The 16,574-nt window shown below is 63.7% G+C and carries 21 protein-coding genes; 9 read left to right on the top strand and 12 right to left on the bottom strand.

Annotation, left to right across the window (positions count from 1 at the left end; genetic code table 11):
- Nucleotides 1–58 precede the first annotated feature (58 nt).
- Both A3OO_RS0102800 and tlpA read right to left on the bottom strand, forming a co-directional pair.
- Complete coding sequence (locus A3OO_RS0102800; RefSeq protein ID WP_018406311.1) at nt 59–493, bottom strand: GlcG/HbpS family heme-binding protein; 435 nt, start codon at nt 491–493, stop codon at nt 59–61.
- 91 nt (nt 494–584) lie between these two features.
- The gene (gene tlpA, locus A3OO_RS0102795) at nt 585–1,313 is read right to left on the bottom strand and encodes a thiol:disulfide interchange protein TlpA (protein WP_026222634.1); all 729 of its coding nucleotides are present in this window, start codon (nt 1,311–1,313) and stop codon (nt 585–587) included.
- A 24-nt stretch (nt 1,314–1,337) separates the two neighbouring features.
- Here tlpA and argH point away from each other — a divergent pair, with 24 nt between their 5' ends.
- The 4 genes from argH (at nt 1,338) to A3OO_RS0102775 (ending at nt 5,216) form a co-directional block, all read left to right on the top strand.
- Nucleotides 1,338–2,723, top strand: a complete 1,386-nt coding sequence (argH, locus tag A3OO_RS0102790; RefSeq protein ID WP_018406309.1) for an argininosuccinate lyase — start codon at nt 1,338–1,340, stop codon at nt 2,721–2,723.
- Nucleotides 2,720–3,331 (top strand): thiamine phosphate synthase, encoded by a 612-nt coding sequence (locus A3OO_RS0102785; RefSeq protein WP_018406308.1) that lies wholly within the window; start codon nt 2,720–2,722, stop codon nt 3,329–3,331. Before argH ends, A3OO_RS0102785 begins: the two co-directional genes overlap by 4 nt.
- A 134-nt stretch (nt 3,332–3,465) precedes the next feature.
- The gene (locus tag A3OO_RS0102780; protein WP_245257089.1) at nt 3,466–4,320 is read left to right on the top strand and encodes a tetratricopeptide repeat protein; all 855 of its coding nucleotides are present in this window, start codon (nt 3,466–3,468) and stop codon (nt 4,318–4,320) included.
- Nucleotides 4,317–5,216, top strand: a complete 900-nt coding sequence (locus tag A3OO_RS0102775) for an alpha/beta hydrolase (protein ID WP_018406306.1) — start codon at nt 4,317–4,319, stop codon at nt 5,214–5,216. The genes A3OO_RS0102780 and A3OO_RS0102775 overlap by 4 nt, the downstream gene beginning before the upstream one ends.
- Nucleotides 5,217–5,241: 25 nt before the next feature.
- Here the strand turns inward: A3OO_RS0102775 and A3OO_RS0102770 are convergent, their stop codons facing one another.
- From A3OO_RS0102770 to A3OO_RS0102755, 4 genes are all read right to left on the bottom strand, one after another.
- Nucleotides 5,242–5,676 carry a DUF2023 family protein gene (locus A3OO_RS0102770; RefSeq protein WP_245257088.1) on the bottom strand — a complete coding sequence of 145 codons (435 nt, stop codon included), beginning with the start codon at nt 5,674–5,676 and terminating at the stop codon, nt 5,242–5,244.
- Nucleotides 5,655–6,137, bottom strand: a complete 483-nt coding sequence (gene fldA, locus A3OO_RS0102765; protein ID WP_018406304.1) for a flavodoxin FldA — start codon at nt 6,135–6,137, stop codon at nt 5,655–5,657. The genes A3OO_RS0102770 and fldA overlap by 22 nt, the downstream gene beginning before the upstream one ends.
- Before the next feature lie 372 nt (nt 6,138–6,509).
- Nucleotides 6,510–7,628: a M48 family metallopeptidase gene (locus tag A3OO_RS0102760; RefSeq protein ID WP_018406303.1), complete on the bottom strand. Its 1,119-nt coding sequence runs from the start codon at nt 7,626–7,628 to the stop codon at nt 6,510–6,512.
- Nucleotides 7,629–7,770: 142 nt separating this feature from the next.
- The gene (locus A3OO_RS0102755) at nt 7,771–8,331 is read right to left on the bottom strand and encodes a LemA family protein (RefSeq protein WP_026222632.1); all 561 of its coding nucleotides are present in this window, start codon (nt 8,329–8,331) and stop codon (nt 7,771–7,773) included.
- Nucleotides 8,332–8,495: 164 nt separating this feature from the next.
- Between A3OO_RS0102755 and def the strand changes: the two genes are divergently transcribed.
- The 3 genes from def to truA all read left to right on the top strand — a co-directional run bounded on the left by def (nt 8,496) and on the right by truA (nt 10,923).
- Nucleotides 8,496–9,062, top strand: coding sequence for a peptide deformylase (gene def / locus A3OO_RS0102750; RefSeq protein WP_018406301.1), 567 nt, complete (start codon nt 8,496–8,498; stop codon nt 9,060–9,062).
- Between the two features lie 15 nt (nt 9,063–9,077).
- Nucleotides 9,078–10,004, top strand: a complete 927-nt coding sequence (fmt, locus tag A3OO_RS0102745; protein WP_018406300.1) for a methionyl-tRNA formyltransferase — start codon at nt 9,078–9,080, stop codon at nt 10,002–10,004.
- A gap of 178 nt (nt 10,005–10,182) precedes the next feature.
- A complete protein-coding gene (truA, locus tag A3OO_RS0102740) occupies nt 10,183–10,923 on the top strand; it encodes a tRNA pseudouridine(38-40) synthase TruA (RefSeq protein WP_018406299.1) in 741 nt (246 codons plus the stop codon).
- Between the two features lie 21 nt (nt 10,924–10,944).
- Here truA and A3OO_RS0102735 read toward each other — a convergent pair whose 3' ends face one another.
- The 4 genes from A3OO_RS0102735 to A3OO_RS0102720 form a co-directional block, all read right to left on the bottom strand.
- The gene (locus tag A3OO_RS0102735) at nt 10,945–11,160 is read right to left on the bottom strand and encodes a hypothetical protein (protein WP_018406298.1); all 216 of its coding nucleotides are present in this window, start codon (nt 11,158–11,160) and stop codon (nt 10,945–10,947) included.
- Between the two features lie 267 nt (nt 11,161–11,427).
- On the bottom strand, nt 11,428–11,616 hold the full coding sequence (locus tag A3OO_RS0102730; protein ID WP_018406297.1) for a hypothetical protein: 189 nt from the start codon (nt 11,614–11,616) through the stop codon (nt 11,428–11,430).
- Between the two features lie 113 nt (nt 11,617–11,729).
- Nucleotides 11,730–12,470, bottom strand: a complete 741-nt coding sequence (locus A3OO_RS0102725; protein WP_018406296.1) for a molybdopterin-dependent oxidoreductase — start codon at nt 12,468–12,470, stop codon at nt 11,730–11,732.
- Nucleotides 12,467–13,084, bottom strand: a complete 618-nt coding sequence (locus A3OO_RS0102720; protein WP_018406295.1) for a cytochrome b/b6 domain-containing protein — start codon at nt 13,082–13,084, stop codon at nt 12,467–12,469. The genes A3OO_RS0102725 and A3OO_RS0102720 overlap by 4 nt, the downstream gene beginning before the upstream one ends.
- Before the next feature lie 130 nt (nt 13,085–13,214).
- Here A3OO_RS0102720 and A3OO_RS0102715 point away from each other — a divergent pair, with 130 nt between their 5' ends.
- Nucleotides 13,215–14,225 carry an NAD-dependent epimerase/dehydratase family protein gene (locus A3OO_RS0102715; protein ID WP_018406294.1) on the top strand — a complete coding sequence of 337 codons (1,011 nt, stop codon included), beginning with the start codon at nt 13,215–13,217 and terminating at the stop codon, nt 14,223–14,225.
- 53 nt (nt 14,226–14,278) lie between these two features.
- Here the strand turns inward: A3OO_RS0102715 and A3OO_RS0102710 are convergent, their stop codons facing one another.
- On the bottom strand, nt 14,279–14,554 hold the full coding sequence (locus tag A3OO_RS0102710) for a DUF3303 domain-containing protein (protein WP_018406293.1): 276 nt from the start codon (nt 14,552–14,554) through the stop codon (nt 14,279–14,281).
- A gap of 280 nt (nt 14,555–14,834) precedes the next feature.
- Here A3OO_RS0102710 and A3OO_RS0102700 point away from each other — a divergent pair, with 280 nt between their 5' ends.
- Nucleotides 14,835–15,263 carry a cupin domain-containing protein gene (locus A3OO_RS0102700; protein ID WP_026222631.1) on the top strand — a complete coding sequence of 143 codons (429 nt, stop codon included), beginning with the start codon at nt 14,835–14,837 and terminating at the stop codon, nt 15,261–15,263.
- A gap of 38 nt (nt 15,264–15,301) precedes the next feature.
- Here A3OO_RS0102700 and lysA read toward each other — a convergent pair whose 3' ends face one another.
- Complete coding sequence (gene lysA / locus A3OO_RS0102695) at nt 15,302–16,570, bottom strand: diaminopimelate decarboxylase (protein WP_018406291.1); 1,269 nt, start codon at nt 16,568–16,570, stop codon at nt 15,302–15,304.
- Nucleotides 16,571–16,574: the final 4 nt, after the last annotated feature.

Genomic DNA, 16,574 nt, shown 5'->3' with positions numbered 1-16,574 from the left:
GCAGGTTCTCATCGAAAAAGTCTGTCAACTTTTTCGGAACCTGCTCTAGGAGCGCGGCTCAGGTCCGCCAGGGATGCTCGGGAAGGTCGCAAACGCCAAGCGTGTCGACGCCCGCCTGCGCGACCGCATGATCATTCTCCACGGCCGAACCGCTGACACCGATGGCGCCGATCATCACGCCGTCAGCATCGACGATGGGGAGTCCGCCGGGAAAAGTGATGAGCCCGTCATTCGAATGCTCGATGCCGTAGAGCGGTCCGCCCGGTTGCGACAGCTTGCCGATCTGTCCGGTCGGCATGCCGAAGAAGACGGCGGTCTTCGCCTTTTTCATCGCAATGTCGATGCTGCCGACCCAGGCGTCGTCCATCCGCTCGAACGCCTTCAGAACGCCGCCGGAATCCACGACGGCGATGCACATCTGAGTGCCGAGCTCGATGGCCTTGCGGCGCGCCGCGGCAATCGCTTTGTCCGCCTGTTCAATCGAAACATGCATTCGCCGATCTCCTTTTTTAAAAAACAGCGGCCTCTGGGGTCGTCGATCGCGAAATTAGAGTGGTGGCGACCCGAGGGATGGCGGTGTGCGATTAATTCGAAGGCGTCTCGAGCGCGCGGGAGATCAGCGCCTTGGCGTCCGCGCTGTCCCAGGCGGCGGGACCATTCATCAGCCCGATCTGGCAGCCGTCAGCGCCGATCAGCGCCGTGGTGGGGAGACCCAGGGCTTTGCCTGACTGCTTCATCTCGTAGAAGATGTTGGCCTTTGGGTCGCCATAATAGGTCAGAGACTTGACGCCGGTCTCAGCGAGAAACGCCTTCGCCCTTTCAAGGCGGGTCGTATCGACATTGACGGCGACGACTTGAAAGTTCTGTCCGGCGAAGGCCTCTTGCAGCCTGTCGAGCGCCGGCATCTCGGCGCGGCAGGGCACGCACCAGGTCGCCCAAATATTGAGGAGCGTCGTCTTGCCCTTGAAAGAGGCGAGCGAAACCGGCGCGCCGTCGGGCCCGTCAAATGCGTAGTCCGGCATCGGCTCCGGCTTCGGCGCGATCATCATCGCCGCGACCTCGCCTTTCGCGAGATCTTTGAGCGTGGCGGCGATCTTGGCCGACGTCGCGCAGGCCGCGTTGACGTCGGGCGCCGGAGCGGCGCTCTGATCGGCCGTGCCTGCGGGAGCGCCTTCATCCACGGCGCGTTCAGGCGGTTTCTTGCCGCCCATGCTGCCGATCACGTATAGAAACGCCACGCTTGCCGCGATTGTTATCGAGGCCGCCTTCACGACAAGTAGGAAAGATCGCGGGGGCGGTGGCGGTTTGGCCATGAGGCGTGGGCTCCGAGGTTAAAAATGACGAGCAAGATATGGGGCGGACGCTTCAAAAGCGCAACCGACGCGGTTCTGGAGGCGATCAATGTCTCGATCGACTTCGACAAGCGCCTCGGTCTGCAGGACGTCCGCGGCTCGCTCGCCCATGTCGCCATGCTCGGCGAGACGGGGATCGTGTCGCGCGACGACGCGGCGAAGATCGCCGATGGATTGGAGCGGGTCAAAGCGGAAATCGAGAACGAGCGCTTCCATTTTTCGCGCGCGCTCGAAGACATTCACATGAACGTCGAGTCGCGCCTTGCCGAGCTGATCGGCCCGGCGGCGGGGCGGCTGCACACGGCGCGTTCGCGCAACGACCAGGTGGCGACCGATTTCCGCCTCTACATTCGCGATCAGATCGACGCGCTCGATGTCGAACTCGCCGATCTGCAGCTCGCGCTTGCGACCCGTGCGCGGGAAGAGGCGGCAAGCGTCATGCCCGGCTTCACGCATCTGCAATCGGCGCAGCCGGTGACGCTCGGCCATCATCTCCTCGCCTATGTCGAAATGATCGCCCGTGATCGCGGACGTCTTCGCGACGCGCGCGCGCGGCTCAACGAATGTCCGCTCGGCGCAGCGGCGCTGGCCGGGACGAGCTTTCCGATCGACCGCGCGATGACGGCGCGCGCGCTCGGCTTCGATCGGCCGACGGCGAATTCGCTCGACAGCGTTTCCGATCGCGATTTCGTTCTGGAGACGCTGAGCGCGGCGGCGATCTGCGCCACGCATCTGTCGCGCTTCGCCGAAGAGATCGTGCTTTGGACGACGCCGCAATTCGGCTTCATCGCGCTGTCCGATAAATTCACCACCGGCTCGTCGATCATGCCGCAAAAGCGCAATCCCGACGCCGCCGAGCTCGCGCGCGGCAAATCGGGCCGCGTCATCGGCGCGCTTGTCGCGCTGCTCGTCGTCATGAAGGGCCTGCCGCTCGCCTATTCGAAGGATATGCAGGAGGATAAGGAAGGCGCCTTCGACGCGCTCGACACCTTATCGCTCTGCATCGCCGCCATCGCCGGCATGGTCCGCGACATGCGCGTCGACCGCGCGCGGATGAAGACCGCCGCCGGCGCGGGCTATGCGACCGCGACCGACCTTGCCGACTGGCTGGTGCGGGCGCTGTCGCTGCCGTTTCGCGAAGCGCACCACGTCACCGGCCGCATCGTCGCGCTCGCCGAAGCGCGCGGCGTAGGTCTTGAGGAGTTGACGCTCGAGGAGATGCGGAGCGTCGAACCGCGCATCAACGCCGATGTTTGCGACGTGCTCGGCGTCGAGAAGTCGGTGCAAAGCCGCAAAAGCTTCGGAGGCACGGCGCCCGACAATGTGCGCGCCGCCGTGCAAGTCTGGCTCGACAGATTGAAGGACAAATGAACGACATTTCGCCGCGACTCTACCTCGCGACCCCGCCGCTTGCCGACGCGGCGGCTTTTGCGCCCGCGCTCAATGAGGCGCTGGCGGCGGGCGACGTCGCAAGCCTGCTCATTCGTTTCGCCGATGCCGACGAACGCGGCCAAGAAGCGATCGTGCGCGCTCTGGCGCCCGGCGCGCAGGATAAAGGCGTCGCGGTCCTTGTCCAGGCGGCGCCCAACGTCGCGCTGCGCGCCGGCGCCGACGGCGTCCATGTCTCGGGCTGCGGCGAGGATCTCGCCGACGCCATCAAGAAACTGTCGCCGCGCTACATCGTCGGCGCCGGAGATATCGAGACGCGCGACGACGCCATGCGCGCGGGCGAGTTAAGCGCCGACTATGTGATGTTTTCGGATCTTGATCGCGAAGCGCTCGTTGAGCGCGTCGCCTGGTGGGCGGAGCTTTTCAACACGCCCTGCGTCGCTCGCGCGGAATCGCTCGACGATGTCGCGCCCCTCGTTCAGGCGGGCGCCGACTTCGTGCGGCTCGACGACGCCGTCTGGAGCGACGCGCGCGGTCCGGCGGCGGCGGTGGCTGAGGCGCAGGCGAGGCTTAAGGGAGCAGGCGCATGACTCAAAGCCGTCCCCATCATCCGGAAAGGGACGCGTCATTGCGAGGCGCAAAGCGCCGAAGCAATCCAGGAGCCGAACGATGCTTGCTGGATTGCTTCGCTTCGCTCGCAATGACGGCGTTTATCGCAAGTTGCATGCTCTTTCTCGCGCCTGCCGCCCGCGCCGCCAATGATGCGCCGCCCGCGCCAGACTTCGCCTTCGGCGCCTATCAGCGCGGGGATTATCTGGTCGCGATGAAGGAAGCGAAGAAGCGCATCGCCGCCAATCCCAAGGACGCGGCCGCGCTCACCCTTATCGGTCAGCTTTACCTCGAGGGCGCCGGCGTGGGGCGAGACCTTTCGACCGCGATGGAGTGGTTCAAGCGGGGCGCGGACGCCGGCGATAAAGAAGCGGCCTATCTCTATGGCGCTGCGGCGCTCAATGGCGCCGGCGCGCCGAAGAACCGCGCGCTCGCCCGCGCCTATCTCGAAAAGGCCGCGGCGCAGGATCATCCCGCCGCTCTCCATCTGATCGGGGAGCTCGCCCTCGAAAATGAGGGCGCGCCATCCGACTTCGGCAGAGCGTCTGACTATTTCCGCCGCGCCGCGGCCAAGGGCGATCCCGACTCGCTCTACGCGCTTGGCCTTCTCTACAAGACCGGCAGAGGCGTTCCCAAGGACGAGCGCGAAGCCGCGGAATGGTTCAGGCGCGGGGCCGAGCTGGACTTCGCGCCGGCGATGGTCGAGTTCGCCGTTCTCCAGTTCAATGGCGTCGGCGTGCCGCGCGACCGCGCCGCCGCCGTGCAATGGTTTCGCAAAGCGGCGGCGAAAGGCAACGCCGTGGCGCAAAACCGTCTCGCGCATATTCTCGCCGAAGGCCTCGGGGTCGAGGCCAATTTCGCCGAGGCGCGCGAGTGGCGCGACAAGTCGCGCGAAGCCGGGTTGAACGATGCCTCGCTCGATTATCTCTCGAGCACGTCCGCGCCGGCGCAGCCGACCGCCGTAAAATGAGCGCCGGCGGCGCGAGCGCGGCGACGCGGCGGACCGTCGCCTTCCTTCGCCGTTTCGTTAAGCCGCGCATCTTGGCGTCGACGGCGCCTTTGCGCGGCCTCCAGCGGCTCGTCGAAACTCTGTCTCCCGAACGGCGCGCGCCTTTCGCGGCACAGATTCCTGGCGATTGGACTCCTGCTTCAGGCAGCGCGATTGCGACGCTGTTCTATCTTCACGGCGGCGCCTACCTCATCGGGTCGCCGCGGCTTTTTCGCTACGCTTCGCGCCTGTTCGCGCGCGCGGGCTTCGATGTCTTTGCGCCAGCCTATCGGCTCGCGCCGGAGCATATCTTTCCCGCCGCGCTGGAAGATGTCTTGCGGGCCTATCGGACCCTCATTGAGGCGCGGCCGGGGCCCTTCATCATTGTCGGCGATTCGGCTGGCGGCGGGCTTGCGGTCTCGCTGTTGCTGCGCATACGCGATGAGGGCTTACGACCGCCCGTCGCCGTGGCACTGTCCTCGCCCTGGGTCGATCTTGCCGCGACCGGCGCCTCGATGCGCGAGAATGAAGAACGCGACCCCCTGTTCACGCGCAAGGACATTCTGCTCGGCGCCCGCGCCGTGCTGGGACGCCAAAGCGGTAGAAATCCGCTCGCTTCGCCGATCTACGCCGATCTTTCCGGGCTGCCGCCGATGCTCGTTCATGTCGGCGCGGACGAAGTGCTGAGAGACGATTCGACGCGGCTCGTCGCGCGCGCAAGGCAGGCGGGGGTCGACGCGCAGCTCGAGATCTGGCCTTGCGTGCCGCACGCCTGGCAGCTGATGAGCTTTCTCCCCGAAGCGCGCGACTCGCGGGCGAAAGCGATCGAATTTTTGAAGGCGCGGGTCGCTCAGGCGCCCTCCAACGCGGCCGGCTGATAGGCGTGGCGCCCGTCCAATCCCATCATTCGGCCGCTAGAGGCAGGTCCTCCGGCATGCCGCGACCCGAACGCGTGAGAAAGCGGCGGCACTGCTGCTCGCGATCGTAGCCGAGCAGCGTGCCAAGCATGAAGTCCTCCTCCGCCGTGAGCGCGTTGAGCGGACGCGTGACGATGGAACGCGCCACGGCGACGTAGGCGGGCCGGCCAAAGAAGAGGTTCACCTTGAACTGATTGAGTTCCTGGACGAAGTGATGGATGCCTTGCCTTTCTAACTTGCCTAGCGTCACTTCCAGTTCCCGACGGCTAAGGGTCATCAGAAACAAGCCGCGGACGCCCCGCCCATATTCATAGATGTTGTGATGAAAGAGCCGCAGCACCGGCGCTGCATCGGCAGAGCGACAGCGCGTCGACGACAGGGGCTGAACGCTCTCGTCGATCAAAGTAACTGGCTCAGCCATGCGGTCACTCTTTTTTCGGTCATGCCGGACTGGGTGTCCTGGTCGAGGGCGAGGCCCACGAACTTGCCATCCCGATCGGCGGTGGAGCCAACATATTCATAGCCGGACGTCTGGGTGAAGCCGATCACCTGCGCCCCGAGCGCCGAGACCTCGTCATAGAGGATGCCCATCGCGTCCACGAAGGAGAGAGGATAGGTCTGCTGATCGCCGGTGCCGAACAAGGCGACCTTTTTGCCCTTCAGGTCGGCGCTGCGCAGCTTGTCGATGTTCTCTTCCCAATCCGTTTGCAGGGTGCCGTCCCCATAGGTCGGAGAACCCAGGATCAACAGATGGCAATTTTCGAAGTCGTCGGTCGTGGCGTCCTTGATGTCCACCGACCGCCCTTGGCATTTCCTGGAGATTTTTGAAGCAACCCCCTTCGTCGCGCCGCCGTCGGAACCGAAGATGACCGTGATGCTCATGCCCGCGCCTCTTCCGCGAATTGGACGATGAAGCCAGCGGTTAAGCCAAGAAAAGCTCAAAGAGCCGCTCTAAGTAAGCACACGCTGCTGATGACCCGTGTATAGCGCAAATCTATTGCTCATAAAATGACTATATATTGGAATGTGTGTAATTGTAGGTATTGTTACTTTGTATTTATTGTAATTACGAAGCACAGTCTTTCTTCGAAGAGACGAGCGATGCGGCCGCTTCGAGTTTGGCCGGCAAACGCCAAGGCTCTCCACACAGACGGGCGTCATTGGGCTGCTGGATTGGATGGGTGACGTCGAAGATCGGCGTCGCCGAAAAGACGGCGCTCTGAAGCTTCGCTTCGAGCCGAGGCCGCGCGCTGATCAGCGCCTGGCGCTGCCCCAGGGACCGCGCGGCGGCCAGAGCGGATGGCGTCCGTCCTTGGGCAGGAAGGCGGCCTCGTCCTCTCGGGGCGCGTCGATCGCTTCGCGTTCTTCTCCTAAAGCCGCGACCGACACATCCCGGCCGCCGCCGAATTCGACGAGCGCCGCGATACGCGCGTCGACGCTCGGATGGGTCGCAAGCCAGCCGAACTCCGGATGCAGCGCCGGCGATTCGATGAAGAAATACTGCATGCGTGAGGGCATGTTCGGAATCGCCGCATGCGCTTCGATCTTGCGCAGCGCCGAGATCATCGCGTCGGGGTTCTTTGTCAGTTCGACGCTGCCGGCGTCGGCGAGGAATTCGCGCGAGCGCGACAGCGCGAAGCGGATCAGCACGGAGGCGCCCCAGCTCAGCGCGATGATGAACAGGGCGATGAGAATGGCGAGCGCCGCGCCGCCATTGCCTCTTCGGCCATTGTCGCTTTCGGGGCGATGCGGCGAGAAGCCGAAAGGAAAATCCCAGCGGCGGATTGTGAGATCGGCGACGAAAGCGAAAATGCCGGCGAAAATCACGGCGATCACGAGAAGCTGAACGTCGCGGTTGCGAATATGGGTCAGTTCATGCGCGAGGACCGCCTCGAGCTCGGCGTCGGTCAGATACCGCGTCAGACCGCGGGTCACCGCGATCTTGTACTGTCCCTCTTTGAGCCCGGATGCGTAGGCGTTGAGCGCGTCGCTCTCAATCATCTGCAGGGCGGGAATCGGGACGCCCCGAGAGATGCAGAGATTTTCGAGCAGATTGTAGACGCGCGGCGATTCGGCGCGCGACAGGTTCGCGGCGCCGGTGGCGAAGTCGATCATCTTCTGATGGAAGAGATAGGCGATGACGAACCAGACGCCCGCCGCGACGACGCCGATCGGCCAGCCGCGTTTGAGATCATCCACCGCGAGCGCCAGGATGTAGTCGAAAGGCGCGCCAGGCCGCGCGCTCATCGCCTCGATCAGCAGCGCGAAGGAGAACATCAGCGCAAGAAGCAGAACGACGAAGCCGGCGAGCAGAAAGGCCGAGCGCAGTTCATTGGCGCGAATATAAGAATAAAGGCCGTAGGCTTTGAACATGGTGTTCCTGCTGCTGTCATTCCGACGCGCGTTCGTAACGCCTGATCGGGAATCCAGGCCTTAAAATTGCGCTTTGCGAGATCTGGATTCCCGATCAGGCCTTCGGCCTGTCGGGAATAACAACCTGCGCGGCGCCGCGCGCCTAGAACTCCACCTTCGGCGGGGTCTCGATCGCCTTCTGCTGAGCTTCGTCCAGCTCGAAATAGTCGAGCTGGACGAAGCCGAAGCGCTGCGCGATCAGAAAACCGGGAAAGCCCTCGCGCGTGGCGTTGTATTCGGCGACGGTATTGTTGAGGAAGCGCCGCGCCGCTGAAATCTTGTTTTCGATGTCAGACAGCTCGCTCTGCAGCTGCTGGAAATTCTGGTTCGCCTTCAGATCCGGATAGGCTTCCGACAGCGCGATCAGCCGCGAGAGCGCCCCGGTCAGCGCGCCCTCGGCCGCCCCTATCTGCGCCGGGCCTTGCGCGGTCACCGCGGCGTTGCGCGCCTTGACCACGTCATCCAGCGTGCTTTTCTCATGGGTGGCGTAGCCCTTCACCGTCTCGACCAGATTGGGCACGAGGTCGTGGCGCTGCTTGAGCTGCACATTGACGTCGGAAAAGGCCTGCTTGCCGCGCTGGCGCAACGACACGAGGCCGTTGTAAACGCTGACCAGCCAGAAGGCGACGGCGGCGACGAGGCCCAGAATAATCAGCAAAGACATGGCGCGCGCTCTCCAGGCGCCGCTCCGCGCGGCGGCGATCATTTTTTGCCCGTGCATGTTAGCCGCGTTTGGCGCTTAGGCAAGGACGCGGGCCCCCTTTCGATTTGACGGACGCGTCGGTCGCGCCTATCTCATGGAAACGCAAAGAGCCACGGCGAAACACAATGGCCATTCTGCCCATCATCACGCTTCCGGATCCGCTGCTGCGAAAGATTTCCGAACCTGTCGACCGTGTCGACGCGGAGGTGCGGCGTCTGCTCGACGACATGCTGGAGACCATGTACGAGGCGCCCGGCGTCGGCCTCGCGGCGATCCAGGTCGCCGTGGCCAAGCGCATCGTCGTCGTCGACACGGGCAAGACCGAGGAGACGCGCTCGCCGCTCTTCCTCATCAACCCGGAAATCATCTGGGCGTCGGAGGAACTGAGCGTCTATCAGGAAGGCTGCCTGTCCGTGCCCGACTATTTCGAGGACGTGAAACGGCCGGCGCGGGTGCGTTTGCGTCATCTCGACCGTGACGGCGCGGTCCAGGAATTCGACGCCGAAGGCCTGCTCGCGACCGTGGTGCAGCACGAACTGGATCACCTCGAAGGCGGGCTCTTCATCGACCATCTGTCGCGCTTAAAGCGCGAGCGCGTGGTCAAGAAGTTCAACAAGGCGGCGCGCCATGACGAGATCGCCGCCCAGCATCGCGCCGCCACGGAGCGTCAGTCGGAACAAGCCGGAGCCTGACGATTGCGCGACAGAATGCGCGTCGTCTTCATGGGCACGCCGGACTTCGCAGCCCATCTGCTCAAGGAAATCGTCTCTCGCGGCCATGAGATCGCGGCGGTTTACACGCAGCCGCCGCGACCGGCCGGACGCGGCATGGCGGAAAAGAAGTCCGCCGTCCACCTCTTGGCGGAGAGCCTCGGTCTTCCCGTTCGTTCGCCGAAAAGCCTGAAGAACGCAGACGCGCAGGCGGATTTCGCCGCGGTTGACGCTGACGTCGCCGTCGTCGCCGCCTACGGTCTGCTGCTGCCCCAGCCGATCCTCGATGCGCCGCGCTACGGCTGCCTCAACCTGCATGGCTCGCTGCTGCCGCGTTGGCGCGGCGCCGCGCCGATACAGCGCGCGATCATGGCGGGTGACGCCGAGAGCGGCGTCATGGTGATGAAGATGGAGGCCGGTCTCGACACCGGCCCTGTCGCTTTGACGGCGAAAACGCCAATCGGCGCCGAGATGACGGCGGGCGAGCTGCACGACCGACTGGCGGAGCTCGGCGCGCCGCTGATGGCGGACGCCCTCGATCTGCTCGCGAAGGGCGAACTGCGCTTCACGCCGCAGGCCGAAGACGGCGCCTGCTATGCGCAAAAGATCGAGAAGGCTGAAGCGCGGATCGATTGGCGCCGATCGGCGCAAGACCTTCATGATCTCGTGCGCGGCCTGTCGCCCTTTCCCGGCGCATTTTTCGAAGCCGATCTCGGCCATGGCATGGAGCGCGTGAAGGTTTTGCGCGCAAGCGTGGAGGAGAGGAAGGGAGCGCCGGGCGCCGCGCTCGACGACGCCGGGCTCATCGCCTGCGGCGCGGGCGCGCTGCGGCTGCTGCGCGTGCAACGCGCCGGCAAGGGCGAGATGGGGATTGAGGAGTTTCTGCGCGGCCGCAAGCTTGTGAGGGGCGTGACATTGGCATGAGTCTGATGCTCGACTTGCGCCTATCACCCTCCCCTCGAGGGGGAGGGTCGGCCCGCAAAGCGGGCCGGGGTGGGGTGATCTCCACGTTCATTCGGCCGTCACCTCCACCAGGGCGCCTTCGGCGCCCGACCTCCCCCTCGAGGGGGAGGTGAGGTCGCGCCATGTGCGAGCGCATTGAATGCCCCGCTTCGCGCTGACGATCGAATATGACGGTGCGCCTTACGTCGGCTGGCAGCGGCAGGCGAATGGCGTCTCGGTGCAGCAACGCCTCGAGGAGGCCGTGGCCGCAATCAATGGCGGCGTGCGCGCCGTCGTTCATGGCGCGGGCCGCACCGACGCCGGCGTGCATGCGCTGGGGCAGATTGCGCATATCGATCTTGCGCGCGACTGGGGGGGCGATCGGCTGCGCGACGCGATCAATGCGCATCTAAAGCCGAATCCGATCGCGGTTCTCGCGGCGCGCGCGGTCGGCGAGGATTTCGAAGCGCGCTTTTCCGCGATCCGCCGACATTATCTCTATATCATCGACAATCGCCGCGCGCCTTTGGCGCTGAACCTCGGCCGCGCCTGGCACGTCAAGCGGCCGCTCGATGCGCAAGCCATGCATGAAGCGGCGCAATCTCTCGTTGGCCGTCACGACTTTACGACCTTCCGCGCCTCGGAATGCCAAGCGAATTCACCGATGCGCACGCTGGAGCGTCTTGACGTGCGCCGTGAGGGCGAGCGCATCGAGATCGTCGCTTCGGCGCGCTCCTTCCTGCACAATCAGGTGCGCTCCATGGCCGGCTCGCTGGAGCATGTCGGCAGCGGCAAGTGGCGCGTCGAGGATCTGGCGCTGGCGCTCTTGGCGAAAGACCGTGCGCGCTGCGGACAAGTCGCGCCGCCGCACGGTCTTTACCTTGTTGCTGTCGATTATTAGCGATTTGCGCGAGGACGCCCGCTACTGCTTGTCGCCCGCGCCTCCCTGGTCGTCCGGCGTCGGTTTGCTCGCGTCCTGCTTCGGCGCTGGCGGCTTCGCCGGCTTCTTCGCGGCATGTTTCGCGGCGCCGGGCGCGTTCGCGGATCTGTCTTCCTTGGCAAGCGCGCCGTGAATGGGAAGGAAGCTCGCCGATAGCACGGCAGCCAATATGCCGTTCACGCAGGGTCGCTGATTCATCACTGGTTGGTCCCCTCGAAGTGAGAGCCCCCCGCCGAATCAACCGGCCCGCCCCACAGTCATCAGGCGGGCCAACCATGATGATGTTGCGTCCCGCCCAAGTCCGAGCTGCGATGATTTCATGACCAAAAACGCGCCGTTTAAGGTCGTTCGTCCGATTGGTAAATAATGTCTGAATCGAAAGCGCCGCCAAATTCGGCGGCGCAGATTGATCCCCTGCAATGGCGTCAGGTCCAGCGTGTCGATCAAATCGCCGTCGGGCGCTTCCTATTCTTCGCGCTCGATCGCCTCTTCAGGCGCGGGTTCAATCTTGACCGGCCAAATCCCAGGCAGCCTCGCGACAGGACTCGGCGCGGCAAGGGCCGTCTTTTGCGCGAGAGCGCCATGGATGGGGATGATGCTGCCCGACAGAACGGCGGCGAGAATGCCGTTCACGGAGGGTCGACGGTTGGTCATATATGCCTCGCTTGAAGCCTCGGCGCCGACTCATCTACCCGCCCGGGCGTGACTGACAGTCATATATAGTGGCGAGAAAGAGTCGAGACGAATCTTTCTTGCCGGGCGCCCGGTTAAGAGCCACTGAACCAATTGTAGCCTTTGTCCTCCCAATAGCCGCCTGGGTAGTCATTCGTCACAAAGATCTCGCCGATGAACTTCGGATTTTTGAATCCGAGTTTCGTCGGAAGGCGCAGGCGCAGCGGATAGCCGTATTTGGCGTCGGTGAAATCGAGCGCGAGCAGCGTTTGCGGATGCAGCGCGCTCGGCATGTCGATGCTTGAATAATATTTGTCGGCGCATTTGAAACCGACGTAACGCGCCGTGAGGTCGGCGCCGATCCGTTCGAGAAAATGGCGAAAGGCGACGCCGCGCCATTGGCCGATCGCGCTCCAACCCTCGACGCAGACGAGTCGCGTAATCTGGCTCGACTGCGGCAGCGCGCGCAATTCGTCGAGGCTCCACGGCCGTTTGTCGGCGACGAGGCCGGAGAGCTGCAGTCGATAGCTCTCGCCGTCGATGAGGGGAATATCCTTCTCTTCGTAATAGGCGTTGAAGGGGAAGGGCGTCGTGACGTCCACCTCAGAATAGGTCGGCGCGAGCTTCGCGGGATCGAAAAGCGCCGCCTGGATTTTATCGTTGAAGCGCGACATCGTCATAAGCAGCCGATCGACGGCGTCGTCGTCTTTCAGGGTGCAGCCCGAAAGGAGCGACAGCGCGCCAAGCGACAGGCCTTGCTTGAGAAAGAGACGGCGTTCGAGCCGCGCGATCTGCGGCCGAAAGGCGGAAAGACGTTCGCTGCGGGGCGGTTTCATCGCGGCGCCTCCGCCCGTCCGGTGAACATCGGCGCCAAAATGCCTTTGACGCTCACGGCGAGTCCGATGTGAACGACAAGGAAAGCGACGATCGTCGCCATCGCGAAGAAATGCACGCGGCGCGCCGCCTCATAGCCGCCCATCAACGCCGTCAGCGTTTGAAGCTGCACAGGCTTCCAAATGGCGAGTCCGGACAGAATGGCGACGATCACAGCGAGAATGACGCCGACGTAACATACGCGCTGAGCGGCGTTGTAGCGGCCGGGCGCATGATCCAGGAGGCCTCGCATCGCGAGCAATACGTCGTCGAACGCGCCGCGGAGCGAGATCGGCATGAAGCTTCTTCGGAAGTGGCCCGAAACCAGGCCGTAAGCGAGATAAGCCAATCCGTTGAGCGCCAGGAGCCACATTGCGGCAAAATGCCAAGCGAGCGCGCCCGCGAGCCAACCACCCAAAGTGAAATCCTTAGGAAACTCGAAGCCAAAGAGCGGCGAGGCGTTGTAGATGCGCCAGCCGCTCAGCACCATGACGAAGATCGCGAAAGCGTTCACCCAATGCGTCACCCGAACGAAGAGCGGGTGAATCGTCCTCGACTTATCGGCGCCGCCAACCATGACGGTTTCTCCTCTTTGCGCCAACATATGGCTTGAGGCGGCGAAAACGAAGGCCTCGCAGGCCCGTTGACAGGCCGGTCGCCTTCGCCCATGAGGGCGAAGCTTTCATCACGCGGGAATATGGCGGCTCATGCGCGTCTTCGTGACCGGCACGGCGGGCTTCATCGGCTTCCACTTGGCGAAGCGCCTGTTAGAGGCCGGGCATCTGGTGGACGGCTACGACGGCATGACGCCTTATTACGATCCGGGTCTGAAGGAGGCGCGCCGCGCCATTCTGCTGCGCACCAACGGCTATCGCGACACGATCGCGATGCTGGAGGACATGGAGGCGCTGACTCGCGCGGCGGAGGAGGCCGCGCCGGACGTCATCATCCATCTCGCCGCGCAGGCGGGCGTGCGCTACTCGCTGCAAAATCCGCGCGCCTATGTCGACGCCAATCTCGTCGGCGCCTTCAACGTCATGGAGATCGCGCGACTGCTGAAGCCGCGGCATTTTCTCTGGGCCTCGACAAGCTCGGTCTATGGCGCGAGCCCTACCGTGCCATTTCACGAGAGCGATCGAACCGATTTCCCTTTGACCCTTTACGCCGCGACGAAGAAAGCCGGCGAAGCGATGGCGCATTCCTATGCGCATCTGTGGTCGATCCCGACGACGATGTTTCGCTTCTTCACCGTCTACGGCCCGTGGGGCCGACCGGACATGGCGCCGTTGAAGTTCGTCGACGCCATCGAGAACGACCGTGTCGTCGACATCTATAATCATGGCGACATGTCGCGAGACTTCACCTATGTCGCAGACCTCGTCGAAGGCGTCGTGCGGTTGATCGACTGCGTTCCCCAGCGCGATTCAGGCGACGATAGCGTGTCGCCTGTGGCGCCGTATCGCGTCGTGAACATTGGGCGCGGCGCGCCGGTGCAGCTTCTCGACTTTATCGAGACGATCGAACGAGCGCTCGGCAAAAAGGCCAAGCGCAACTATCTCGACATGCAGCCCGGAGACGTGCCGCGCACCTTCGCCAGCGCCGATCTCTTAGAGCGGTTGACCGGCTATCGCCCGCAGACGTCGCTTGAGGAAGGCGTCGCGGCGCTCGTCGAGTGGTATCGCGATTATCGCCGCGTTCACGGAGAATTGGCGTTCTGAACGGCGGCCGCGACGCTCGGCGTGGCGGCCTTCCAGTCGCCGCAGCGCGTCTGTTACTTCTTGTTGGCTGAGAGAAAGCTGTGCGCGGAGTCTTCGTCGAAGACCGGCGTGATGTGATTGACGTTGAGGTCCGTCCAGGACTGGAAGAGCTTGCCGAGGTCGGCGATGTCGTTGGCTTCGACGATGCTCCAGCCCTCGAGCAGCGTGACGGAAAGCCAGTTTCCGACGACTTTCATACCGTTCGGGGCGGCGTCGCCGAATTTCTGAAAGCGCTTGAGAACCTCGTCGCGACGTTCGGGCGTCATCTCATAATAGATCGCAAACAACATCGGCGTTTCTCCCTGCGGATTGGAAAGCGAAAGATGACTCAGAGCGCTTTTTTAAGATTTGCGGCTGGCCGCGCTCGAGGCTGCCTCAATTCGAAATTCCATACAAGGGCTCGGTCATTGCCGCGAGTCATTGCCTGAGCGGGCGCTTTCGCCCGCCGGCCGCATCGTCCTGTGCGTGACGTCAGGGAAATTGCCCAAGTCCCTTCAGGCCAGCGTCCTTCTCGGGCCGCTGCGGCGCCTGTCATATTGGCGCGTCTTCACCGATGGAAGAGAGCGCACCATGTCGCAGTTTACCTTCAACGATGGCAATATTCCATGGAAGAGCCTTGAGGGAATCGATCATCTGCTTTTTTCGGTCCTGGATATCGACGATCGAAACGTCCTCCATGTGCTGTTCAAGTTTTCAGCCAATCAGCGGATCGTGCTTCACCGACATTGCGCGCTCAACAAGACCTTCGTCATTCAGGGAGAACATCGGCTCTATCACGCGAACGGCGAACTCAAAGACGCCAGGCCGGCGGGCAGTTACACCGTGAGCGCTCCCGCGGACGAGCCTCATCGAGAAGGCGGCGGCGATCAGGACGTCGTCGTGCTGTTCACCATCTACGATCGTGAAGGCCCGCTCTATGAGATTCTCGATGACGATTCAAATATTGTGGCGACGCTCTCGACGAGTGATTTCGTAAATTTTTACGATCGCAAACACTAGAGCGCTTCCCGATCACATGGATCATGTGTTCAGCGGCGCTACGAAAGCCACGCCGGCACATGATCCTGCGCAATGAGCGCGGCGACGCTTGGACGGGGACGGATCACCGCGAAGCGGTCGCCGTCAACCAGGACTTCCGGGACGAGAGGCCTCGTGTTGTAGGCGCCTGACTGCACGGCGCCATAGGCGCCGGCGGTCAGCACGCAGAGCAATTCGCCGGCGCGCGGCTCCATGATCTCGCGTCCATGCGCAAGATAGTCGCCCGTCTCACAGACAGGTCCGACGACGTCGGCGACGATTTTTTGCCGATCGGCGCTCTGGCGCACGGGGATGATGTCGTGCCACGCGTCGTAGAGCGTCGGACGGATGAGATCGTTCATGCCGGCGTCGACGATCACGAAGGTCTTGGCGTCGCCATGCTTCACGTAGATGACGCGCGTGACGAGTATGCCGGCGTTGCCGACGATGAGCCGTCCCGGCTCCAGCACCAGCTTGCAGCCGAGCCCGCCGAAATGCCGGCGCACGATCTCGGCGTATTTGTCGGGATGGTAGGACTGCGGATCGTCGCCATCACGATAGGGAATCCCCAGCCCGCCGCCGAGATCGACATGCGAGATATCGTGCCCGTCGGCGCGCAGGTCGCGCACGAGCTCGGCGAGCAGCGAAAAGGCCTCATCGAAGGGCGCGAGGTCGGTGAGCTGGGAGCCGATATGCACGTCGGCGCCGGCGAGTTCGATTCCCTTGAGCTTGGCGGCGAAGGCGTAGACTTCCCGCGCCCGCGACAGCGGCACGCCGAACTTGTTTTCGGCGAGGCCGGTGGAAATCTTCTTATGGGTGCGGGCGTCGACGTCCGGGTTGACGCGCAGCGACACGCGCGCCGCACGCCCCAGAGCGACTGCGGCTTGCGACAGGGCTTCGAGTTCGGGCTCCGACTCGACGTTGAAACAGAAGATTCCGGCGTCCAGCGCCGCCACGATCTCCTCGCGCGTCTTGCCGACGCCGGAAAAGGTGATTTTTTCAGGCGCGACGCCGGCGGCGAGCGCCCGCGCCAGCTCTCCGCCGGAGACCACGTCCATCCCCGCGCCCTCGCGTGCGAGGAGTCGCAGCACGGCCTGATTGGAGTTGGCCTTCACGGCGTAGCAGACAAGCGCGTCGAGGCCGGCGAAGGCCTGCGAAAACACCCGGTAGTGGCGTCGGATCGTCGCCGCGGAATAGCAATAGAAGGGCGTGCCCACCTCATCGGCGAGCGTCGCCACGGCGACCTCCTCGGCGTGGAGCGCGCCGTTTCGATAGTCGAAAAGATGCATCGGT

It is taken from the genome of Methylocystis rosea SV97, from assembly GCF_000372845.1.
Lineage (GTDB): Bacteria > Pseudomonadota > Alphaproteobacteria > Rhizobiales > Beijerinckiaceae > Methylocystis > Methylocystis rosea.
Note: the sequence above shows the minus strand (reverse complement) of the source record. Positions and strands in the feature narration are given on the sequence as shown.